The following is a 22,472-nucleotide window of genomic DNA, read 5'->3' as shown; positions in this document are numbered from 1 at the left end:
CCACCGCCGCGCGCGTGCCCCGGGCTCTCTCCCCGGGGCACGCGCCGCACCCCCGGACCCGGTCGCGGGCCCCTCACTTCGCGTCCGAGTAACGCTCCACCACCGCCGTGGTGAACGGGAAGCGCACCGGCGTCTCACCGAAGGCGGTCCGCCCGGCCAGTTCACCGGCCGCCCGGATCGCCTCCACGACGGTCCCGGCCTCCTCCCGGGGGCAGTGCACGATCACCTCGTCGTGCTGGAAGAAGACCAGTTCGGCCCGGAGCCCGGCCGCGGCGATCGACTGGCGCAGCGCGGCCAGGAGCAGCAGCGCCCAGTCGGCGGCGCTGCCCTGCACCACGAAGTTACGGGTGAAGCGGCCGCGGGCACGGGCGTTTGACGAGGCGTAACCGGGCGTGAAGCCGCCGCCGTCGCCGGTCTCGGAGCCGTCCGCCGGCGACTCGTCGCCCTCCTGCGGGATTCCGGCCTCCCCGTCGTCCCCGCTGCCGGCCGCGGGCGGGCTGGTCCGGCCCAGCCAGGTCCGTACGAGACGGCCTTCCTCGCCCGCCTTCGCGGCATCGTCGACATAGGCCACCGCGCGCGGGAACCTCCGGCGCAGGGCGGCGAGATTCTTCAGACCGTCCCCCGAGGTCTGGCCGTAGACCGCGCCGAGCAGAGCGATCTTGGCGTGGTCGCGGTCGCCGTGGAAGGCGCGGTCGGACAGCGCCGTATAGAGGTCGCCGTCATGACCGGCCACCTCCATGAGGCCCGGATCGCGGGAGATCGCGGCGAGCACCCTCGGCTCCATCTGGTCGGCGTCCGCGACGACCAGCCGCCAGCCCTCGTCGGCGACGACGGCCCGCCGGATCACCTTGGGGATCTGGAGCGCCCCGCCGCCGTTGGTCGTCCAGCGGCCGCTGACCGAGCCGCCCGGCTGGTACCCGGGGCGGAACCGGCCGTCGCGGACCCAGTCCTGGAGCCAGCCCCAGCCGTGTGCCGTCCAGATCCGGTAGAGCTTCTTGTACTGGATGAGCGGCCGCACCGCCGGATGGTCCAGCTCCTCCAGCTCCCAGCGGCGGGTCGAGCGCACCTTGATGCCGGCCTGCGCGAAGGCCTTCACCACATCGGCGGGCAGGTCCGGGCGGACCCGGCGGCCGAAGGCGGCGGACACCTCGTCCGCGAGCTCGGCCAGCTTGCGGGGCTCGCCGCCGCCCGCGTACCGCTCGCCCAGGAGCTCGTGCAGCACCTCCCGGTGGACATCGGCCCGCCAGGGCAGGCCCGAGCGGTCCATCTCGGCGGCGACCAGCATGCCCGCGGACTCGGCGGCCGTCAGCAGACGCATCGGGCCCGGCCGGTCCGTGGTGTCGTGGCGGGCGAGCTGATCCGCGTACACCGCGAGCAGCGCGTCGAACGCGAGCTCCGTCCCCGACTGCGGTTCGAACAGGGAGGACTGGGAGCCGGGCACCGCCGAACGCGGCGGCGGGTCGGGCGGTACCGGGCCGCCCAGCAGCCGGGCGTGGGCGGCCGCGGCGGAACGGGGCTCGCCGTGCCGTCCCTCGTGCCCCAGCAGGAGGGACTCGGCCACCTCGATGTCGTAGCAGCGTGCGACCGGAATTCCGGCGGCGAGCAGCCGTGGGTAGATCTCGGCGGTCGAACGCCACACCCAGCGGGTGACGGCGGGCCGGGACCGGACCGCCTCGGCCAGGTCCGGTTCGGTCACGACCGGGGCGGTGGGCAGGCCGGTGCGGTCCAGCGGGGCGAGGTGCGCGCCACCGCTCTCCGTGACGGCCAGCGCCCAGCGTTCGGTCATGTGGCCGAGTCTGGCACCCGGCACTGACATCGGCCGGGGTCCGCGGGTCCCGGTGGCCCGGCTCCGGTTCAGCGAGGCGCCGGGCGCGTGGCGGCGCGGGCTGAAAGGATCGGAACCGGCTCATTCCACCGAGGAGGCAGACGACACGATGGAAGCGATCGTTTTCGAGGAGTTCGGCGGACCCGAGGTGCTGCACCCGGCCCGCGTGGAGGACCCGCATCCCGGTCCCGGGCAGGTCCGGGTGAAGGTCAGGGCCGCCGCGGTCAACCCGATGGACTACAAGATCCGGCGCGGCTGGATGGAGGACGTCTTCCCGACCTCGCTCCCGGCCGTCCCCGGTGTCGAGTTCGCCGGGGTGGTCGACGTGACCGGCGCGGGGGTCACCGATGTCGCGGTGGGCGACGAGGTGCTGGGCTGGAGCGCCACCGGGTCCTACGCCGAGTACGTCCTGGCCGACGCGACCCTCGTCGCTCCGAAGCCCGAGGGCCTGAGCTGGCCCGACGCGGCAGCCCTGACCATCGCGTCGAACACCGCCCAGCGCGTTCTCGACGAGCTCGCCGTGGGCGAGGGGGACACCCTGCTGCTGCACGGGGCGGCCGGAGCGGTCGGATCGGCCGCGGTCCAGCTGGCGGCGGCCCGCGGCGCGACCGTGATCGGCACGGCCTCGCCCGGCAACCACGACTATCTGCGGGTGATCGGCGCGACCCCGGTGGCGTACGGGAAGGGGCTGGTCGGCCGGGTGCGCGAGCTCGCTCCACAGGGTGTGGACGCGGTCTTCGACGCGGCGGGGCGCGGCGCCCTGCCGGACTCCATCGAGCTGCGCGGCGGCACCACCGACCGGATCGTCACCATCGCCGACCCCGACGCGGCCAAGCACGGCGTGGCCTTCTCCGGCGGCGGCGCCCGGTCCAGGGAGAAGCTGGCCGAGCACGCCCGGCTCGCAGCCGACGGCGGGCTGCGGGTGCCCGTCGCCGAGACCCTTCCGCTCACCGAGGCGGCCAGGGCGCAGGAACTGAGCGAGGCGGGGCACGTACGCGGCAAGCTCGTCCTCCTGCCGTGACCGGATGACGGTCGCGCGTCCCGGCCCGGCCGGATGACGGTCGCGCGCCCCGGCCCGGCCGGGTGACGGTCGCGCGTCCCGGCCGGGCGTCCGATATCCACAGGGTGTGGATGAACTCGGCGCACCCCGCCACGCCTACCCTGACCTCATGGAACCGGTGATCGACCAGGCGTTCGCGGCAGCCCTCTACTCGGAGGGCGATGCCGGCCTCGACACCGGCGCCTCCCTCCTGGCGGCCGACCCGGCGGCCGACGCGGAGCTGCTGCGCCGGGGCGAGGAATTCGTCCGGCGGGCCTGGGACCGGGGCTGGCAGCCCGCCGATCTCGTACGGATCGTCCGCCGCGAACTCGACGAGCACGGGGCCGCCCTGGCCGCCGGACTCATCGGCTCGGAGGTCCGCCGGTACGCGCGGCTGCCGCCCCGCTGGCAGTCCCAGCTGGACGAGCTCCCCGCGCCGCCGCCGCCGGGCCGGCCCGACCGGTTCTCGTACGCCTCGGCGCTTCTGGCGCTCTACCGGGTGCTGCTCCGGCTCCCCTCCATCGAACCCGTCGGCCCGCCGCCGGGCGCGGGGCCGGCCGCCCTGCACCTGCCGCCGGTGCACGGCGAGCCCCGCATGCTGACCCGGATCCGCGCGCTGCTGGCGAAGGCGGAGGCGACCGGGTTCCCCGAGGAGGCGGAGGCGCTCACCACCAAGGCGCAGGAGCTGATGGCCCGGCACAGCATCGACGAGGCCCTCCTCGCCGCCCGTACGCACAGCAGCCGCACGCCGGGCGCCTGCCGGATCGGCGTGGACGCCCCGTACGAGACGGCGAAGGCGATCCTGCTGGACGCCGTCGCCTCCGCGAACCGCTGCCGTGCCGTGTGGAACAGCGACCTCGGCTTCACGACCGTCGTGGGATTCGAAGCGGACCTGGAGGCCGTGGAACTGCTCCACACCTCGCTGCTGGTGCAGGGCACCGCGGCGATGACCCGGGCCGAGGCGGGCCAGCGAGCCGGCGGGCGCAAGCGGACCAAGACCTTCCGGCAGTCCTTCCTGATGGCGTACGCCCAGCGGCTGGGCAGCCGGCTGGCCGACGGCACCGCGCGGGCCACCGCGGAGGCCGGAGCCGATGCGGCCGCCGCCGGTCCGGCCGGCGCCGCGGACCCCGGCCTGCTGCCGGTGCTGGCGGCCCGGGACATGGCGGTCACGGACACCGCCGAGAAGATGTTCCCCCGGACCACGACCACCCGGGTCCGGGGCGCGACGGACCTGGACGGCTGGACCCACGGGACGCAGGCCGCGGACCGGGCCAGGATGGGCGGGGCCGCGCCGGAGATCCCCGGCTGAGATCCCCGGCCCAGGCCTGCGGCGGTCCCGGTTCCGCGGGCGCCTCGGGGTCCCGGGCGGTCCAGGGTTTCGCGCGAGCTTCCGGGTCCCGGGCGGTCCCGGGTTCCGCGGGCGCCTCCGGGTCCCCGGGCGGTCTCCTGGTTCCTGCGCGGCTTCGGGTCCCCGGGCGCCTCCTGGTCCCCCGGGCGGTCCCGGGTTCCGCGGGCGCTTCCCGGTCCCCGGCACCCTCCCGCCGAGGGCGCACCCCACGGCCCGACAAGTCGGGCATATCGGTAAATCCGGTTAGGCTCTGGGCATGAGCTGGCTCCGGGCGCTGAAGGAGACCGCCCGCTCGGGGCTCTCGATCGAGCGGCGGCGCCTCGAACCGCTGATCGCCCTGCGCGGCGCGGCCGGTCTGGCCCTGGTGATCGGGGTGAGCCTCGCGCTCTTCGGGCCGGTGGTCGCCGCCAGCTCGGCGTTCGGTGCCTTCCAGGCGGCGATCGCCACCTTCCAGCGCAGCTGGCGCCCCCGGCCCGTGCTCGCCCTGGTCTCCGGTGTGAGCCTCGGCGTCTCCACGTTCCTCGGCTATGTGGCGGGACCGCACCTCCCGCTGTTCCTGGCCCTGCTGGTGCTCTGGACCTTCGTGGCCGGCATGGCCTGGGCGGCGGGCCCGACGGGCGGCATCATCGCCGCGTCCAACGTCGCGATCATGCTGGTGACGATCACGCTGCCCACCTCCGTCGCGCAGGCCGCCCTGCACGGCGTGATGATCACGTTCGGCGGAGTGGTCCAGGCGGCGCTGATCGTGCTCCTCCCGGTCCGCAGATGGGGGGTCCAGCGCGACGCCCTCGCCGACGCGCTGGCCGCCGAGGCCGACTACGCCCGCCGGCTGCGGCACGACCCGGTCGCCCACTTCGACCCTGTGCCGCTGATGGAGGCCCGCGACGCCGCCGCCGTCACCCCGCGCCAGGCCCGGCGCCGCCCGGCCGAGCTGCACGGCTCGCGCGGCGTCGCCGAACGGATCAGGCCGGTGCTCGCCTCGCTCGCCGACCCGGCGATGGGCGTGCCGTCAGAGGGCCCGGAGCGCGACCGGGTCCGTGAGCTGCTCGGCGCCGCCGGATTGCTGCTCGACGCGGCCGCGCGGGCGATCCGCCAAGGCGATCCGGTGCGGCTCCCCGCCCCCGCCGTCGCCGTGCTGAAGACCCCCGACACCGGCGCGCTGCTCACCGGCCCGCCGCTGCGCGCCGCCGACCGGCTGGCGGCCCTGCTCTCCGATGTCATCGAGGCGGCCGAGGGCGAGGGCACGAAGGACGAGCGGGCCGGGGCCGAGGAAGCCGTCGACGCGATCAAGGCCGGCCGGGGCCGGCGGATGCCCGCGGAGCACCACAGGCGCCCCACCCTGCTGCGGCTGGTTCCCGTCGTGCTCGGGTCGATGCGCCGCGAGCTGCACCACGGTTCCCCGATCCTGCGCCACGCCGTCCGGATCTCCGTCGTCGCCGCGCTCGGCTACCTCCTGGGCCTGGAGCTGCCGTACGGACACGGCTACTGGGTGCCGATGGCGGCCGTGATGGTGATGCGGCCGGAGTTCTCCCAGACGTACGAACGCTCCGTGGCCCGCTTCGGCGGCACCGTCGTCGGGGTCTTCCTCGCCGGTGTGATCGTCCAGGTCGCCCACCCGGGCACGGGTCCGTCCGCCGTGCTCTCCGTGGTCTGCGCCCTGCTGATGTATCTGCTGATGCGCACCGGCTACGCGGTCAGCCAGGCCTGCGTCGCCGCCTATGTGGTCTTCCTGCTCGGCATGGCCGGCGACGACTGGTCCCAGACCGTGCTCGAACGGGTCGTCCTCACCCTGCTCGGCGGGCTGCTCGCGATGGTCTCGTACGCCGTCTACCCGGCCTGGGAGACCCCGCGGCTGCGCAGCAGGCTCGGCGACTGGCTGAAGGAGGACGGCCGCTACGCCGCCGCGGTCGTCGACCAGTACGCCGATCCGGCCGACCGCGGCCACGACGACGTCCGCGAGGCGCTGCTCGCCACCCGCCGGGCCCGCGTCGCGTGGCAGGAGGCGGTCGCCACCGCCGAGCACGAGCCGGTGCGCCACCGCGGTCTCTCGCACGCCGCCGCCGACGACACCCAGCACGCGCTCGCGCAGCTCGGCCGGGTCGCGATGCTGATGGAGGCGCACCTTCCGGAGGGCGGGGCCACCCCCGTACCGGAGGCCGCCCCGCTCGCCGAGGCGCTGCGCCGGGCCACCGAGCAGGGTGCCAAGGCGGTGCGGGAGCGGCGCGAACCGGACTGGACGCCGGTACGGGAGGCGCTGGACCGGTGGGCCGAGGAGGAGCGGACGCGCGAGGCGGGAACGGACCCGGTCGTACGCAACGGGGCCGGCCTCCTCCTGGAGGCCCTGGAGGACTTCTCCCGGGGCCTGGACGACGGCCCGCGCTCCAAGCCGTCCGACACGGATTAGGAGCTGTTCCGGGTACGGGTCACGGGGTCGGCAGCGGCAGGTCGGGCAGCCCCTCGAGCGAATCGGCATCGGTCTTGGCGAGGGTGTCCTCGGCGCCGCCGTCCCAGGAGACGACGAGCTTCTTGCCGTCGTTGGACTCGACGGCCCCCATGGTCCGTGCGGTGTCGCCGTCGGCGCACTTGAGATCCAGCATCGGCTTGCCGCCCATGTCCTTGGCCGTGCCCGAGCAGACATGCGAGTCGGCGACGACCACGGCCTTCCCGGATGCGACGGACAGCACCACCGCCTTGCCGCCGGTCTGCCCGGCCCAGGCGCCCTCGAGCGCCTTCAGGCCGCCCGCTGAGCCGTCGTCGCCGCCCGATCCGGAGCCCGAGGGGCTGCTGGTGCCGGCCGAAGGGGCCGCGGAGGAGCCGGAGTCCTTGTCCGTACCGCCCTTGTCGCCGTCGCTGCCGCACCCGGTGAGTGCGAGCGCGGTCAGCAGGCCGGTGGCGACGACTGCACCGGTACGTGCGATTTTGTACATGTGGATTTCCCCCTGGAAGACGAATGACCGTCCAAGCTACCAGTGGGTCTCAACCGGGCCGGGACGGTCAACTCCGTGAAACGGGAGCCGGACCGGCCTTTCGTCCGTCTCTCTCCGGAGAAGCTGTAATCGTAGGAACACCCCGCGTGCACGTGCATCTGCCCATGCATCCGCTCATGCACTAGAAATTGAACACAGCTATGATCCGAGACAGTTGACACTTGCACCTTGCAACTCGGGGAGCGTCCTGTGCACCACGTGTACAACGGCATGGCGGCCACAGAGCTTCGCGGAGTCGCCTGGCAGAAGAGCAGACACAGCAACTCCCAGGGATCCTGCGTGGAGTTCGCGAAGCTGCCGGACGGGGATGTGGCGATGCGTAATTCGCGCCATCCCGACGGGCCGGCGCTCGTCTACACGCCGGCCGAGATAGAGGCGTTGCTTCTCGGCGTGAAGGACGGGGAGTTCGACCATCTCATAGCCGAGGACTGACCGCCGCCGCAGCCTCCTGCCACCGCCGCGTCACACCGGGCCGGGAATGCCGGCGGTGCGCCACGCCGGGCCGGACGGCCGCCCGCGCGTCACGCCGGGCCGGAGATCCGGCGAAGCGGTCGAGCCGGGCCGGAGATCCGACGAGGCGTCACGCCGTGTCGGACAGCCGGAAGAGCGCCCAGACGACCTTGCCGCGCGGAGCCGCCGCCGGCGACGTGCTCTCCGTACCCAGTACGGGTGAAGGGTGCCAGCCCCAGCAGTCGCTGAAGGACTCCACCAGGAACAGGCCCCGGCCCGACTCCGCGGAGTCCGCCGCCGCCGACGCGACCGGGCTCGCGTGGCTGGGGTCGCGCACCGCGCACACCAGCCGTGAGGTCCACTGCATCAGGTGCAGCCGTACGGGCGGGTCCTGGGGTTCGCGCGGGATGTCGCAGGGCAGCGCGTGCCGCAGTGCGTTGGTGACCAGTTCGGAGACGACCAGTGCGACGTCGTCGAAGCGCTCGCTCAGACCCCAGCCGCTCAGGGTCGCCCGGGTGAACTGCCGTGCTCCGCGGACCGCTTCGTAGCGGGCGGGCAGTGTGCAGGTGGCTGATCCGGAGACGGCGGAAGGATCGATGGGGGGAAGCCCCTGCCGTAACGGCTCGAGCATCGTCGATCCATTCGTCCCCATGCGAGGCACTCCCGGGATTCGCGGCTGTATCGGTACTGCGGGTACACGGGTACAGCGGCACAACACGAACGAGCACGCAGGTGCGCGAGCTCCATGGTTCCGAATGCGCAGGGCAGATGCAAGGGCAGATGCACGTGCACGCGCCTGACCTGTCCGACCCCGTGCCGGTTCTTGCTCATTTCTTCCTGCCGGTAGTTTTGCGGTCTTCCGGAAGTCTTCTCATTTCCGTAATCGAATGAGTACGGGCTGAAGCGTTTTGGTGGCAGAATCCGGCTCTTGGGGTTCAGGGGGAGCCCCGATGACCGGGAAGCGATGGGGAGGGTTGGACCAGTGGCGGCAGGCGAATCGAGTGGATCCGTGGTGCGGCGCATCCTGCTGGGCTCACAGCTCAGACGACTGCGCGACTCACGCGGGATCACCCGTGAGGCGGCCGGCTACTCCATCCGGGCCTCCGAATCGAAGATCAGCCGCATGGAGTTGGGACGGGTGAGCTTCAAGGCCAGGGACGTCGAGGATCTGCTCACGCTCTACGGAGTCACGGACGAGGCGGAGCGCGACTCCCTGCTCGGCCTGGCCCGTGAGGCCAACGTGGCGGGCTGGTGGCACAGTTACGGAGACGTGCTGCCCGGCTGGTTCCAGACGTACATCGGTCTGGAAGGAGCGGCCTCGCTCATCAGGATCTACGAAGTCCAGTTCGTCCACGGTCTGTTGCAGACCGAGGAATACGCCCATGCGGTCGTCTCCCGGGGCATGCGCGGCGCCCCCGCCGCCGAGATCGACCGCCGGGTCGCGCTGCGGCTGGAGCGGCAGAAGGCCCTCGTGTCCGAACGGGCGCCCCGCCTCCACGCCGTCCTGGACGAGGCGGCGCTGCGCCGCCCGTACGGCGGACGCGAAGTGATGCGCACACAATTGCGGCATCTGATCGAAATGTCGGAACAGCCGAACATCACGCTTCAGGTGATGCCCTTCAGTTTTGGCGGGCATGCGGGCGAGAGCGGCTCCTTTACGATGCTGCGATTCCCGGAATCCGATCTGTCGGACATTGTCTATTTGGAGCAGCTGACAAGTGCGCTCTATCTGGACAAGACCGAAGAAGTGGCTCAGTACGAAAAGGCGATGACGCGGCTCCACGAGGACAGTCCGGGCCCGGAGGAGAGCCGTGACCTGCTTCGCGGACTTCTCCAACTCTCCTGATATTTCAGTACGATGACACTCCTACAGGAGTCTGCACCTGCAGTAAGGGATCGCATGTCCTTCTTCCACGAGCTGGCCGGCCAGTACATCGACGGTGAATGGCGGACGGGTACCGGCTCCTGGGACATCATCGATTTCAATCCCTACAACGGCGAGAAGCTCGCCGCGATCACCATCGCCACCGTCGACGAGGTCGACAGCGCCTACCGCGCCGCCGCGCGCGCCCAGGGGGACTGGGCCACCACGAGTCCGTACGAGCGCCGCCGTGTTCTGGAGCGGGCGCTGCGGATCACCGAGGAGCTGTCGCAGGACATCGTCGAGGCGATCATCGACGAACTGGGCGGCACCTGGGCCAAGGCGCGGTACGAAATGGCCGCCGCCCAGGCCTTCCTGCGCGAGGCCGCACATCAGGCGCTGCACCCCGAGGGCCGGATCCTGCCCGCGGCGGTGGACGGCAAGGAGAACCGCCTCTACCGGCTGCCCGTCGGTGTCATCGGCGTCATCAGCCCCTTCAACTTCCCGTTCCTGGTGACGATGAAGGCGGTCGCACCGGCCCTGGCGCTCGGCAACGCGGTCGTCATCAAGCCCAATCAGAGCGCCCCGGTGGTCGGCGGCGGACTGATCGCCAGGATCTTCGAGGAGGCCGGACTGCCGGCCGGGCTGCTCAACGTGGTCGTCACCGACATCGCCGAGATAGGGGACGCGTTCATCGAGCACCCCGTCCCCAAGGTGATCTCCTTCGCCGGATCGGACCGGGTGGGCCGCCATGTCGCCGCGACGGCGGGCGGGCTCTTCAAGCGCACCATTCTCGAACTCAGCGGCAACAGCGCCCTGGTGGTCCTCAAGGACGCGGACATCGACTACGCGGTCGACGCCGCGGTCTTCAGCCGCTTCGTCTACCAGGGGCAGGTCTGCATGGCCGCCAACCGGATCCTGGTGGACCGCGCCGTGGCCGCGGAGTTCACCGAGAAGTTCACCGCGCGGGTGGCCGCGCTCAGGGCCGGTGACCCGCGCGACCCGGCGACCCAGATCGGCCCGGTCATCAGCGCCTTCCAGGCCGAGGCGCTGACCGCACTGGTCGACCAGGCGCTCGCCGAGGGGGCCACCGCGCTGGTCCGGGGCCGTACCCGCGGCAATGTCGTCGAGCCCACCGTGCTCACCGGGCTCCCCGACACCTCCCCGCTGCTCACCCAGGAGATCTTCGGCCCGGTGGCGCTGCTGATCACGTTCGACGGCGAGGAGGAGGCCGTACGGATGGTCAACGACAGCCCGTACGGACTCAGCGGCGCCGTGCACACCGCCGACGCCGAGCGCGGGGTGCGGTTCGCCCACCGGATCGACAGCGGGATGTTCCATGTGAACGACGCCACCGTCCAGGACGATCCGCTGGCCGCCTTCGGCGGCGAGAAGAACTCCGGGAACGGCCGGCTGAACGGCGAGGCGACGGTGGAGGCGTTCACCACGCAGAAGTGGATATCGGTCCAGTACGGACGGAGCGTCTTCCCGCTCTGAAACACCCACCGCTACTCTAATCAAAGTTGATTAGAAAGGTGGGTGGTATGTCCGCGATCCGGTTGCTGGTCCTCTGCGCCGTGCGGCAGCACGGCCGGGCGCACGGCTATCAGATCCGCAACGACCTGGAGTACTGGGGCGCCCACGAGTGGTCCAACGCCAAGCCCGGGTCGATCTACCACGCACTGAAGCAGATGGCGAAGCAGGGCGTGCTGCTCGCCCATGAGGTCGCCCCGAGCACGGCGGGCGGCCCGCCGCGTACCGAGTACGAGATCACCGCGCAGGGCGACGAGGAGTACTTCACCCTGCTGCGCGCGGCGCTGACCTCGTACGACCAGAAACTGGACGTGCTCTCGGCGGGCCTGGGCGGCATCGTCGACCTGGAGCGGTCCGAGGCGGTGGCGCTGCTCAGGGAACGGGTGGCGGGGCTGGCCCGGTGGCGCACCTCGGTCACCGAGTACTACACGCCCGAGGCGGGCCCCGAGTCCATCGGCCATATCGGCGAGATCATGAACATGTGGGTCCACTCGGCGGATGCCGGGGCCGAGTGGACGCGCGGGCTGATCGCCCGCATCGAGGGCGGGGCGTACACCTTCGCGGGCGAGGGCGCACCGTTCGTCGGCGTGCTCGGTGAGGGCGAGCGGAACCCGTACGCGAGCGACGCCGACGACGACGCCGGCTGACCTGCGGGAGCCCTCAGTGGTGGAACGAGGTCGCCGGGGCGTGTTCGCTGCTCAGCGGGTGCGCCTGGCTGCGCAGTTCGGGCAGGAGCAGCCGCAGGTCCTCCAGCAGCAGTTCCGCCAGGTCCGAGGAGAAGCCGTTGCGGCACACGATCCGGAGCACCGACAGGTCCTCCCGGTCGGCGGGGAAGGTGTACGCGGGGACCAGCCAGCCCCGTTCGCGCAGCCGCCGCGACACGTCGAAGACGTCGTACGCCGTCACCTCCGGCTTGGTCGTCACCGCGAAGACGGGCAGCTGGTCGCCCAGGGTGAGCAGGCGGAAGTCGCCCAGCTCCTCGATCCTCTTCGCCAGCCCCATGGCGATGTCCCGGGAGGCCTGCTGCACGGCCCGGTAGCCCTCGCGGCCCAGTCGCAGGAAGGTGTAGTACTGCGCCACGACCTGCGCGCCGGGCCGGGAGAAGTTCAGCGCGAAGGTCGGCATGTCGCCGCCCAGGTAGTTGACCCGGAAGACCAGCTCCTCGGGCAGCTCGGCCGGTGAGCGCCACAGCGCCCAGCCGACGCCCGGGTAGACCAGGCCGTACTTGTGCCCGGACGTGTTGATCGAGGAGACCCGGGGGAGCCGGAAGTCCCACACCAGGTCCTCGTCCAGGAACGGCGCCACCATCGCGCCTGAGGCGCCGTCCACATGGACGGGGATGTCGAGGCCGGTGCGCTCCTGGAGGGCGTCGAGGGCCGCGCAGAGCTCCGCGATGGGCTCGTAGCTGCCGTCGAAGGTGGAGCCGAGGATGCCGACGACGCCGATGGTGTTCTCGTCGCAGAGGTCGGCGGCGGCCTGCGGGTCGAGGTGGAAGCGGTCACCCTCCATCGGGACGAGACGCGGCTCGACCTCCCAGAACGTGCAGAACTTGTCCCAGCAGACCTGCACATTGACGCCCATGACCAGATTGGGCCGGGCCGTCGCCGGATAGCGGTCGGCGTTCCTGGCCGCCCAGCGGCGCTTGAGCGCCATCGCGGCCAGCATGCAGGCCTCGCTGGACCCGGTCGTCGAACAGCCCACGGCCGTGGCGGGATCGGGGGCGTTCCACAGGTCGGCGAGCATCGCCACGCAGCGGCGTTCCAGTTCGGCGGTGCGCGGGTACTCGTCCTTGTCGATCATGTTCTTGTCGCGGCACTCAGCCATCAGCACACCGGCCTGGGGCTCCATCCAGGTGGTGACGAAGGTGGCGAGGTTGAGCCGCGAGTTCCCGTCGAGCATCAGCTCGTCATGGACCAGGCCGTACGCGGTGGCGGGCGGCAGCGGCCCGTCCGGCAGCCGGTGCCGGGGCGGCGCCGACTCCATTCCGGCGGTCGGATTGGCCTCACCGAAGAACGGGTTGAGCGCGAGCCTGCGCCGCTCGTCGGACGGTTCGGTGCTGTGCGAGGAGCCCTTGTGGAGCGGCATCGCGGACCTGCCCTTCTCGGCACTCGGTGGCGAGGCCGGACGAATCCGACCATACGGACAGTACGGGCGTCCGGCGCGTCGGACCGCTGCCCGCCGCGCGCCGTCCGGGCCGGCGCGGACGCGTGCCGGCCCGGTTCAGCGCAGCGGCGTACCGTCCTCGCGCAGCTGCATCTGCGGCCGTCCCGTCACCAGCAGCCAGGCGGGCAGCGTGGCGACGCACAGCACCGGCAGCAGCGCCATGTCGGAGGCCATCACCGCCGCGGTGAACAGGCTCAGCCAGCCCTGCCGGGTGATGGCCAGCAGGACGCCGAGCACCCCGCACGTCACGGCGAGTGCGATCGGTACGCCGTCGACCAGGGCGTGGGCGCACAGGCCGAGCGCGACGCCGGCGAACACGGCGGGGAAGATCCGGCCGCCCCGGAAGCCGCAGGACGCGGCGACGAGCAGGGCCGCGGTCTTCACCACCGCCATGACCGCGAATTCACCGGCCGACCAGCCGTCCGGGTCGGCGGCGAGCTCCTTCACCTCCTCCAGCCCCTTGAACAGGGTCAGGTGCCCGCCCAGGGCGCCGAGCAGGCCGAGCAGCAGTCCGCCGAGGGTCAGGGCGAGAACCGGGTGCCGAAGGGCGCGGAAGGCGCGGTGCACGTGGGGGAAGGCGTACACCGCCGCCAGCCCGAGCACCGCCGCCGCCGAGGCGATCACGGATGCGGAGAGCAGGTCGCCCCAGTGGGCGTGGGTGTAGTCCGGCAGCGACAGGTCGAAGCTGGGGTGGGCGGTCAGCGTCATGGTGAGCGCCCCCGCGGCCCCTGCCGCGAGCGGGCCGAAGAGCCGGTCCCACAGCGCCCCCGGTTCGGCCCGCGAGGCGAAGGTCTCGGAGAGGATCAGTGCGGCGGCGACCGGTGTGCCGAAGAGCGCGCCGATGGTGCCCGCCGCGGCGAGGGAGACCCACAGCGCGGCCGGGGCGCCGGGCGCGAACCGGCGGCCCGCCCAGTAGGCCAGCGCGATGTTGGCCGCGGTGATCGGGTTCTCCGGGCCCAGGCTGACCCCGCCCGCCAGGGCCAGGACGGTCACCAGCAGCAGCCCCGGTACGACGCCCGGCGGCAGCGGCGGATCGACCAGCCCCATGGTGGCCGGATCGGGTCCGGCGCGGCCGGGCACCGCGCGGATGGCCAGACCGGTCACCAGCCCCGTCGCGGTGAGCATCACGATCATCCACAGTGACGAGTAGCGGCCGATCGACAGTGCGTCGGGCAGCGTCTGCCACAGCACGTCCTGGAGGCGGTCGGCGAGCAGGCTGACGCCGAGCAGGACGAGGGCCGATGCCACGCCGACGGCCAGGGCGGGCACGATGAGCGGCAGCAGCCGGCGCGCGGGGGACGGTTCGGCGGATACAGCGGAATCGATGGCCATCGGCTCACCATAGCGATCCAAAAGGCCTATAACCGCTCAAATGGGGCAGTGCTCGCGGAATTTCGGACGTGTACCTCACGCCGCGTCAGGGCGGGCCCTGACGCGTACCCGCCGGGAACATGCGGGACGGACGGGGCCGGGCGGGACAGGCGGGACGGGCGGTCACGGGGGCGGGCGACCCGTCCCCGTGACGCCGCACTCAGCTCCGGCTGATCACCGCGGCCGTTCCGTACGCACAGACCTCCGTGCCCACGTCGGCGGCCTCGGTCACATCGAAGCGCATCATCAGCACCGCGTTGGCGCCGCGCGCCTTCGCCTGCTCGACCAGCCGTTCCATGGCCTGGTTGCGGGTCTCGACGAGCGTCTTGGTCAGCCCCTTCAGCTCGCCGCCGATCATGGACTTCAGCCCGGCGCCGATCTGGCTGCCCAGATGGCGGGAGCGGACGGTGAGGCCGAACACCTCACCGATGATCTGGGTCACCTGGTGGCCCGGTACGTCATTGGTGGTCACGACCAGCACATCGGACTGTGCCGTCTGGCCGCCGCCGTAATCGTCAATGCCCATGGGGTGGCACCTCCTGGTGTCGAGTTTTGCCCCGGTTCACCCCGTGTGCATCTCCACGGGGGCCGGTGGAACCCGGAGGCGCTTCACGGCGTTGATAGCTTTGGGCGGCCACGCAGCCCGCCATCGACCACATCCTGGAGCCCGGACCCTTGAATACGCTTGCGCTCGGACCGAGCTGGCTGGACCCGGACCACCTCATCGGGCAGTTCGGCCTGATCGGCGTGCTGGTCATCGTCTTCGCCGAGTCCGGGCTGCTGATCGGGTTCTTCCTGCCCGGTGACTCCCTGCTGTTCACCACGGGTCTGCTGGTGACGACGGGCAAGCTGGACACCCCGCTGTGGCTGGTCTGCGTGCTGGTCGCGCTGGCGGCGATCATCGGCGACCAGGTGGGCTATCTCTTCGGCCGCAAGGTCGGCCCCTCGCTCTTCAGCCGCCCCGACTCCCGCCTCTTCAAGCAGGAGAACGTCGAGAAGGCCCACGAGTTCTTCGAGAAGTACGGCCCGAAGTCGCTGATCCTGGCCCGCTTCGTGCCCGTCGTGCGGACGTTCACGCCGATCATCGCCGGTGTGAGCCGGATGAACTACCGCTCGTTCATCACGTTCAACATCATCGGCGGGGTCCTCTGGGGCGTCGGTGTGACGCTCCTGGGAGCGGTCCTGGGCAAGATCGAGTTCGTGCACAAGAACATCGAGGCGATGCTCATCCTGATCGTGCTGATCTCGGTCGTGCCGATCGCCATCGAGTTCCTGCGCGCCCGCAGCAAGTCGAAGAAGGAAGCGGCCGCCGGCGGCGGCGAAGCCGCCCAGGACCAGGCCGCCGGCCGCCGCGGCCGGCACGCCAAGCGCTGACACCGTCGCCGGTCGCCGGTCGCGGGCCGTCGGCCCCGCAGACCGCGGGCTGTCGCGTCAGAAGCCGCGCGTCCGCTTGGCCGCGCGGCGGTTCGCGCCGCCGACCGCGCCCGGCACCCGCATGAACAGCCGGGAGATCTCGCTCCCCAGGTTCACCCCGATGGCGATGGCTCCGGCCGTCGCCACCGCGGTCGACAGCGAGGCCAGCCCCCGGTCCAGCTCGTTCTGCGCGATGCCCAGCAGACCGAAGTACGTGGCGGAGCCGGGCAGCAGCGGGCCGATCGCGGCCGTGATGAACGGGAGCGAGGAGGTGTACCGGTACCGCGAGAGCAACTGCCCGAACAGCCCCACAAGACCGGCCGCCACCGCCGTGGCCGCCACCGGCGAGATGCCGCCGGTCCGGGCCATCGCCCCGTAGATCACCCAGGCCACACCGCCGTTGAGGGTCACCGCCAGCACCGTGGACCGTTCCTGCTGGAGCAGGATCGCGAAGGCCAGGCACAGCGCCATCGACGCCAGGATCTGGATCACCGGCCGGTCGTGCGAGACGAAGCGGGCCTCCGGGTTCAGCTCGGCCCCCAGCTGAAGGCCTCCGTACAGCACCAGCAGGACACCGGCGACGATCGCGATGAAGAAGTACATGACTTCGAGCAGCCGCGCCGACGCGGTGATGTAGTAGCCGGTCAGACCGTCCTGCACCCCCGCGACCAGGGCCCGCCCCGGCAGCAGGGCGAACAGCCCACCGGTGATGACCGCCGACGGCCGCACATCACCCCAGTGCGTGAGCGTGAGCGCCACCCCCATCGCGGCGGGCGGCATCGCCGCGGCGACGAACTGGTAGAACTCCGGAAGCCCGCGCCCGGCGCACAGCCAGGCGAGCCGGTCCCCGAGCATCGCGCCGATCGCCGCCACGACGAACACCAGCGGACCACCGCCGACCAGCACCGACGCCGCCCCCGCGAGCCCGCCGCCGGCCAGCGTGAGCACCCAGCCGGGATACGGATGCCGGTTGCGCCGGATCTCCGCGAGGCGCCGGTAGGCCTCCTCCAGCGAGACCTCGGCCTCCTCGGTGGTGATGTCGTCGATGAGCCGGAAGACCGCGGCCAGCCGGGTGTAGTCGGTGCCGCGGCGGCGTACGGTACGGCTCGCCGTCACCGGGTCCTCGACCAGCGACGGCTGGTGGGAGATGGACAGCAGCGTGAAGGTGACGGTCGGTTCGCAGCGGTCGAGCCCGTAGCTGCGGGTCACCGCGAACATCGCCGCCTCGACGTCCTCGGCGCCCTCACCGCCGGCCAGCAGCAGCTCCCCGATACGCAGGGTCAGGTCGAGCACACGCGGTACCGCGGGCCCCGCGTCGTCGGGTTTCTGGACCGGCTCCGGAGCGGGCCGGTCGGCGACCGGCATCCGCAGCATCGTGCGCATCCGGTCCTGCCAGGGGGCTTCCTTGGTCAGCCGGATCATCGGGATGCCGTGCGCGGGCGTGAAGGCGGGCGGGGAGCTGCGGGCGTCGTAGGTGCGCGGCGGGGCGAAGGCGGATCCGAGCGTGTCCGAGCCGGAAGCGGAACCCGTTCCCTGGCCGGACCCGGAACCCTGCGGCTCGGGCGTCAGACCGGACGGCAGAGCGAACTCCGACGTCGGGTGGTCCTCCTCGGACGGCGGCGTCGGCCTGTCCACCCCGGCGGGCTGGGAGAAGGCGCTGTGCGCCTCGTCGGACTGGGGCTTCTGGTCATCGGGACCGCCCGGTTCCGCCACCACTCGACCTCGTTCCTCCTCGGCTGCGCGTCCTCGGCTGCGCTCCTGCCCAGTATGGCCACGGACATGGGAGCTCATGCGAAACGGGCGGCACACCGGTGAAGGTGTACCGCCCGATCCGTCCGCCACAACCGCAAGCGGAACGTCAGTGAGAGCCGCCCTGCGCCTCAAGGCGCTTGTAGGAGTTCTCGATCTCGGCCTCGGCCTCGACACGGCCGACCCAGTCGGCGCCCTCGACGGACTTGCCGGGCTCCAGGTCCTTGTAGACCTCGAAGAAGTGCTGGATCTCCAGGCGGTCGAACTCCGACACGTGGTGGATGTCGCGCAGGTGCTCGACCCGGGGGTCGGACGCCGGCACGCACAGCAGCTTGTCGTCGCCGCCGGCCTCGTCGGTCATCCGGAACATGCCGATCGCGCGGCACTTGATGAGGCAGCCGGGGAAGGTCGGCTCCTCCAGGATGACCAGCGCGTCCAGCGGGTCGCCGTCCTCGCCGAGGGTGTTCTCGACGAAACCGTAGTCCGCCGGGTAGCTGGTCGAGGTGAAGAGTCGACGGTCCAGGCGGATCCGACCGGTCTCGTGGTCCACCTCGTACTTGTTCCGCGAACCCTTCGGGATCTCGATAACGACGTCGAACTCCACGGGTGGCTCCTCCATGATCAACACATACGACTGATGGTTAAGTGTCCCTCACGGAGATGTGTGCTCGCGAAAGGGGCTGGTCAACGGTGGCCGAGCCGGTGAAAAGACCATCGATCAAGCCGTTCGGCAAGCTGAGCAGGACAACCCTCGCGGGCCGCCTGGACATGCGCAACGGACTGAGCAACTGGCAGTTCACGGCCGTTTCCGCCGCCGCAGGCCTGGCGCTCGCAGCCGGCGCCGTCCTTGCCGCCGGTCCCTGGGACTCGGGTCAGCGTAAGGCCGAGCAGGACTGGGCGGCCGCCGGGGACCGTACAGGTGGCGTACATCACGAGCCCGCCGCACCCGACGGACCGGCCCCCGCGCCCAGCGCCCCCGCCGTGCTCGCCGCGCTGGGCACCACCGCCGGCAAGGCGGCACCGGCCGACCCCGGCGCCCCGGACGGCGCGGCGGCCCGGCTCCGTTCCGTCCTGGGCCCGCTGCTGAAGGACCCCGCGCTCGGTACCCGGCGCAGCGCCGTCGTCGTCGACACCGCCACCGGCAAGCGGCTGTACGGGCTGGGCGCCGACACCCCGATGACACCCGCCTCCACGGTCAAGATCGCCACCACGGTCGCGGCCCTGACCGCGCTCGGCCCCGGCCACCGCATCCCCACGACCGTCCGGGCCTCGGCCGACCTGCGCACGGTGACCCTGGTCGGCGGCGGCGACCCCACCCTCGACCGGGCGGCCCTGCGCACGCTGGCCGCCGACACCGCACGTGCCCTGAAGGACGGCAGGACCGGCTCGGTCCGTCTGCGCTACGACACCTCCGGCTACTCAGGACCCGCACTCCACCCGATCGGCCCCAACGAGAACATCGCCCCCGTCAGCGCCCTGATGCTCGACGAGGGAAGGCTCGACGACACCTCCAGCGGGCCCGCCCCGCGCAGCGGCGACCCGGCGCGCGACGCCGCCGACGCCTTCGCCGAACTGCTGGACGAGGCCGGGATCAGCACGGAGTCCGGTCCCGCGCCCGGCCGGGCGGCCGCGAAGTCCCGGCCCGTCGCCAAGCACCTCTCCGCACCCCTGTCCGCGCTCGTCGAGCGGACGCTGACCAACAGCGACAACGACATCGCCGAGGCGCTCGCCCGTCAGACCGCGCTGGCCGCCGGTGAACCGGCCGACTTCAAGGGCTCCCGACGGGCCGTCACCGCCCAGCTGAAGAAGCTCGGCCTGCCCCTCAAGGGCGTGATCACCGCCGACGGCAGCGGGCTGAACCGCCAGGACAAGGTCAGCGCCGCCCTGCTCGCCGGTCTCCTCGCCCGCGCGGCCGACCCGGACCACCCCGAACTGCGCCCCGTCCTCACCGGACTGCCGGTGGCCGGCTTCAGCGGCACGCTCAGAGGCCGCTACACCACCGAATCCGGCGGCACCGGCCTGATCCGCGCCAAGACCGGCACCCTCACCGGCGTCAACACCCTCTCCGGCACGGTCGTCGACGTACACGGACGGCTGCTCGCGTTCGCCTTCATGGCATCGGGCACCTCCTCCCCGTCCGAGGCCCAGTCGGCCCTCGACAAGCTCGCCACCGCACTCGCGGACGGCAAGCGATGAGCCGGTCGACGCCGCCCGCCATTTGCCGGTCGGTCCGGGGGCCGAGCACGTACGGTTGACGCATGACGAGCGTCGGTGGTGCCGGGATGGTCGACTGGAATCTCGCGGTCGCGACCGCGACCCGGCTTGTGCGTCCGGGTCCCGAGATCAGCCGTGAGGAGGCCCGCGAGGTCGTCGCGGAGCTGCGCAGGCATGCCAAGGCCGCGGAGGAGCACGTCCGTTCCTTCACCCGGATGATCCCGGAGGGGACCGAACCGGAGGACACCCCGGTCCTGGTCGTCGACCGGGCGGGCTGGATCAAGGCGAACGTCGCGGGCTTCCGCGAGCTGCTGCGCCCCCTCCTGGACAAGATGCAGGACCGGCGCGGCGGCGGAGCGGGCGGCGCCGTGCTCGGCGCGGTGGGCTCCAAGGTGACCGGGGTGGAGGTGGGGATGCTGCTGTCGTTCCTGGCCTCCCGGGTCCTCGGCCAGTACGAGACGTTCGCCCCCGCCACCCGTGAACTCCCCGCCTCGGCCCAGGGCGGCGGCAGGCTCCTGCTGGTCGCCCCGAACATCGTCCACGTCGAGCGGGAGCTCGAGGTCGACCCGCACGACTTCCGTCTCTGGGTCGCCCTCCACGAGGAGACCCACCGCACCCAGTTCACCGCGGTGCCCTGGCTCCGCGACCATCTGCAGAGCGAGATCCAGTCATTCCTCGACGAGACCGACGTCGACCCGATGACCGTGCTGGAACGGCTCCGCGAGGCCGCCCAGTCGCTGGCCGGCGGCCGGCCCGAGGGCGAGGAGGGCGAGGACGGCGGACGCAGCCTCGTCGAGATCGTCCAGACACCCGCCCAGCGCGAGATCCTGGGCCGGCTCACCGCCGTGATGTCCCTCCTGGAAGGGCACGCCGACTACGTGATGGACGGTGTCGGCCCCGAGGTGGTCTCCTCCGTCGGCGAGATCAGGGAGAAGTTCCAGCAGCGCAGGGCGCGCGGCGCGAGCCGCCTCGACCAGGCGCTGCGCAAGCTCCTGGGGCTCGACGCCAAGCTGCGCCAGTACAAGGACGGCGAGCGGTTCGTGAGCGCCGTGGTCGACGAGGTCGGCATGGACGGCTTCAACCGGGTCTGGACCTCGCCCAACACCCTCCCGACGAAGGCGGAGATCGCCCGGCCGGAGGACTGGATCGCGAGGGTGCACCGTAAGGCAGAGTCATGATCACGGCCCCCGGGAAGGCCCGGGACCCGAAGGCAACGGGCCGGTAATCACCCATCCGAGGGACCGTAGGGGCATGGGAAGGCGTGCAATGCTCGATGAACGGCTTTGCTCTGTCACCATCGACGCACTCTGAGTGACGGCACTCTTTCCGGTTCCGGCACTCCGAGGCACCTCTCCAGAACTTCACGAAGGGCACCGGACATGGGTCCCCATCCTGCGGTCGCGGCGATACGCCTGGCGGTCCGCCGCGTACTCCACGACGTCATCGACGAATTCTCCGAACAGACCGAACGCACCGGCCGCGTCCCGCATCCCGAACTCGCCGAAGCCGGCGCGGGCAGGCGGCGCGCCACACTTCCCGAACGCCCCGATACCCCACTGGTACTCGTGGCATGCTCCGGCGGCGCCGATTCCATGGCGCTCGCCTCGGCCCTCGCCTTCGAGGCCCGCAAACTCGCCGTCCGGGCCGGCGGCATCACCGTCGACCACGGCCTCCAGGACGGCTCCGACACCCGCGCCGCCGAGGTCGCCGCCCGCCTCACCGCCATGGACCTCGGCCCGGTCGAGGCCGTCGCGGTGCGGGTCGGGCACAGCGGCGGCCCCGAGGCCGCCGCCCGCGACGCCCGCTACGCGGCCCTGGACGCCGCCGCCGAACGCCATGGCGCCGCCGCCGTCCTGCTCGGCCACACCCGTGACGACCAGGCGGAGACGGTGCTGCTGGGCCTCGCCCGCGGCTCCGGCATCCGCTCCCTGTCCGGCATGGCCGCCGCGTCCGGCCCGGCCGGCCGCTACCGCCGCCCCTTCCTCCAGCTCGACCGGCAGACCGCCCGCACGGCCTGCCTGGCCCAGTCCCTGCCCGTCTGGGACGACCCGCACAACGTCGACCCCGCCTACACCCGCTCCCGGCTGCGCCACGAAGGGCTGCCCGCCCTGGAGAAGGCGCTCGGCAAAGGAGTGGTCGAGGCCCTGGCCCGTACGGCGCAGCTCTCCCGCGACGACGCCGACGCACTGGACACCTGGGCCGCCGAGGCGGGGCGTGACGTTCGCGACGACGCGGGCCGGCTGGAGTGCGCCAAGCTGCACGCGCTGCCGTCCGCCGTCCGCCGCCGCGTACTGCGCCGGGCGGCCATAGAGGCGGGCTCCCCGGCCGGTTCCCTGTTCGCCCGGCACATCGAGGAAGTGGACCGCCTCATCACCGGCTGGCGCGGTCAGCAGGCCATCAACCTCCCCGGCCGCGTCGAAGCCCGGCGCCAGGGTGGCAGACTGGTCATTCGGCAGAGCTGACGCACAAGCGGCTGACATGCAGGCGAGCGGCCGCGCAGGTCCGGGACACCACCCCGG

The 22,472-nt window shown here is 72.1% G+C and carries 19 protein-coding genes; 11 read left to right on the top strand and 8 right to left on the bottom strand.

What is annotated here, in order from left to right:
- Window positions 1-73: 73 nt before the first annotated feature.
- Window positions 74-1,786 (bottom strand): bifunctional 3'-5' exonuclease/DNA polymerase, encoded by a 1,713-nt coding sequence (locus OG782_RS16090; protein WP_406451503.1) that lies wholly within the window; start codon window positions 1,784-1,786, stop codon window positions 74-76.
- Window positions 1,787-1,934: 148 nt separating this feature from the next.
- Here OG782_RS16090 and OG782_RS16085 point away from each other — a divergent pair, with 148 nt between their 5' ends.
- From OG782_RS16085 to OG782_RS16075, 3 genes are all read left to right on the top strand, one after another.
- A complete protein-coding gene (locus OG782_RS16085) occupies window positions 1,935-2,846 on the top strand; it encodes an NADP-dependent oxidoreductase (protein ID WP_406451501.1) in 912 nt (303 codons plus the stop codon).
- A gap of 148 nt (window positions 2,847-2,994) precedes the next feature.
- Window positions 2,995-4,173: a DUF2786 domain-containing protein gene (locus OG782_RS16080; RefSeq protein WP_406451499.1), complete on the top strand. Its 1,179-nt coding sequence runs from the start codon at window positions 2,995-2,997 to the stop codon at window positions 4,171-4,173.
- A 295-nt stretch (window positions 4,174-4,468) separates the two neighbouring features.
- Window positions 4,469-6,616: an FUSC family protein gene (locus OG782_RS16075; protein WP_406451497.1), complete on the top strand. Its 2,148-nt coding sequence runs from the start codon at window positions 4,469-4,471 to the stop codon at window positions 6,614-6,616.
- A 19-nt stretch (window positions 6,617-6,635) separates the two neighbouring features.
- On the opposite strand, the gene OG782_RS16070 is transcribed toward OG782_RS16075, so the two are convergent.
- Window positions 6,636-7,139: a hypothetical protein gene (locus OG782_RS16070; protein ID WP_406451495.1), complete on the bottom strand. Its 504-nt coding sequence runs from the start codon at window positions 7,137-7,139 to the stop codon at window positions 6,636-6,638.
- Between the two features lie 249 nt (window positions 7,140-7,388).
- On the opposite strand from OG782_RS16070, the gene OG782_RS16065 reads away from it, so the two are divergent.
- Complete coding sequence (locus tag OG782_RS16065) at window positions 7,389-7,631, top strand: DUF397 domain-containing protein (RefSeq protein WP_406451493.1); 243 nt, start codon at window positions 7,389-7,391, stop codon at window positions 7,629-7,631.
- Window positions 7,632-7,779: 148 nt separating this feature from the next.
- On the opposite strand, the gene OG782_RS16060 is transcribed toward OG782_RS16065, so the two are convergent.
- Complete coding sequence (locus tag OG782_RS16060; RefSeq protein ID WP_406451491.1) at window positions 7,780-8,301, bottom strand: ATP-binding protein; 522 nt, start codon at window positions 8,299-8,301, stop codon at window positions 7,780-7,782.
- Between the two features lie 312 nt (window positions 8,302-8,613).
- Here OG782_RS16060 and OG782_RS16055 point away from each other — a divergent pair, with 312 nt between their 5' ends.
- From OG782_RS16055 to OG782_RS16045, 3 genes are read left to right on the top strand one after another with little or no spacing between them, the layout of a single operon-like run.
- Window positions 8,614-9,495: a helix-turn-helix domain-containing protein gene (locus OG782_RS16055; RefSeq protein ID WP_406451489.1), complete on the top strand. Its 882-nt coding sequence runs from the start codon at window positions 8,614-8,616 to the stop codon at window positions 9,493-9,495.
- Between the two features lie 54 nt (window positions 9,496-9,549).
- A complete protein-coding gene (locus OG782_RS16050) occupies window positions 9,550-11,007 on the top strand; it encodes an aldehyde dehydrogenase family protein (RefSeq protein WP_406451487.1) in 1,458 nt (485 codons plus the stop codon).
- 47 nt (window positions 11,008-11,054) lie between these two features.
- Window positions 11,055-11,690 (top strand): PadR family transcriptional regulator, encoded by a 636-nt coding sequence (locus tag OG782_RS16045; protein ID WP_406451485.1) that lies wholly within the window; start codon window positions 11,055-11,057, stop codon window positions 11,688-11,690.
- A gap of 13 nt (window positions 11,691-11,703) precedes the next feature.
- Here OG782_RS16045 and OG782_RS16040 read toward each other — a convergent pair whose 3' ends face one another.
- The 3 genes from OG782_RS16040 to OG782_RS16030 all read right to left on the bottom strand — a co-directional run bounded on the left by OG782_RS16040 (window position 11,704) and on the right by OG782_RS16030 (window position 15,103).
- Window positions 11,704-13,128, bottom strand: a complete 1,425-nt coding sequence (locus OG782_RS16040) for a glutamate decarboxylase (protein ID WP_406451483.1) — start codon at window positions 13,126-13,128, stop codon at window positions 11,704-11,706.
- A gap of 135 nt (window positions 13,129-13,263) precedes the next feature.
- Window positions 13,264-14,538, bottom strand: coding sequence for an ion channel protein (locus OG782_RS16035; RefSeq protein WP_406451481.1), 1,275 nt, complete (start codon window positions 14,536-14,538; stop codon window positions 13,264-13,266).
- A 199-nt stretch (window positions 14,539-14,737) separates the two neighbouring features.
- A complete protein-coding gene (locus tag OG782_RS16030) occupies window positions 14,738-15,103 on the bottom strand; it encodes a YbjQ family protein (protein ID WP_406451479.1) in 366 nt (121 codons plus the stop codon).
- Between the two features lie 149 nt (window positions 15,104-15,252).
- Between OG782_RS16030 and OG782_RS16025 the strand changes: the two genes are divergently transcribed.
- Window positions 15,253-15,951, top strand: coding sequence for a DedA family protein (locus OG782_RS16025; RefSeq protein ID WP_406451477.1), 699 nt, complete (start codon window positions 15,253-15,255; stop codon window positions 15,949-15,951).
- Between the two features lie 57 nt (window positions 15,952-16,008).
- On the opposite strand, the gene OG782_RS16020 is transcribed toward OG782_RS16025, so the two are convergent.
- Both OG782_RS16020 and OG782_RS16015 read right to left on the bottom strand, forming a co-directional pair.
- Window positions 16,009-17,706: a threonine/serine exporter ThrE family protein gene (locus tag OG782_RS16020; RefSeq protein WP_406451475.1), complete on the bottom strand. Its 1,698-nt coding sequence runs from the start codon at window positions 17,704-17,706 to the stop codon at window positions 16,009-16,011.
- A gap of 142 nt (window positions 17,707-17,848) precedes the next feature.
- Window positions 17,849-18,343, bottom strand: a complete 495-nt coding sequence (locus OG782_RS16015) for an inorganic diphosphatase (protein WP_406459103.1) — start codon at window positions 18,341-18,343, stop codon at window positions 17,849-17,851.
- An 86-nt stretch (window positions 18,344-18,429) separates the two neighbouring features.
- Between OG782_RS16015 and dacB the strand changes: the two genes are divergently transcribed.
- The 3 genes from dacB to tilS all read left to right on the top strand — a co-directional run bounded on the left by dacB (window position 18,430) and on the right by tilS (window position 22,415).
- Window positions 18,430-19,935, top strand: coding sequence for a D-alanyl-D-alanine carboxypeptidase/D-alanyl-D-alanine-endopeptidase (gene dacB, locus OG782_RS16010; RefSeq protein ID WP_406451473.1), 1,506 nt, complete (start codon window positions 18,430-18,432; stop codon window positions 19,933-19,935).
- A 62-nt stretch (window positions 19,936-19,997) separates the two neighbouring features.
- Complete coding sequence (locus tag OG782_RS16005; RefSeq protein WP_406451471.1) at window positions 19,998-21,131, top strand: zinc-dependent metalloprotease; 1,134 nt, start codon at window positions 19,998-20,000, stop codon at window positions 21,129-21,131.
- A 201-nt stretch (window positions 21,132-21,332) separates the two neighbouring features.
- Window positions 21,333-22,415 carry a tRNA lysidine(34) synthetase TilS gene (gene tilS, locus OG782_RS16000; protein ID WP_406451469.1) on the top strand — a complete coding sequence of 361 codons (1,083 nt, stop codon included), beginning with the start codon at window positions 21,333-21,335 and terminating at the stop codon, window positions 22,413-22,415.
- The last annotated feature ends 57 nt before the right edge of the window (window positions 22,416-22,472 follow it).

This window comes from Streptomyces sp. NBC_00876 (assembly GCF_045207435.1).
In the GTDB taxonomy this organism is placed as follows: Bacteria; Actinomycetota; Actinomycetes; order Streptomycetales; family Streptomycetaceae; genus Streptomyces.
This window is presented reverse-complemented; position numbering and strand designations above follow the sequence as displayed.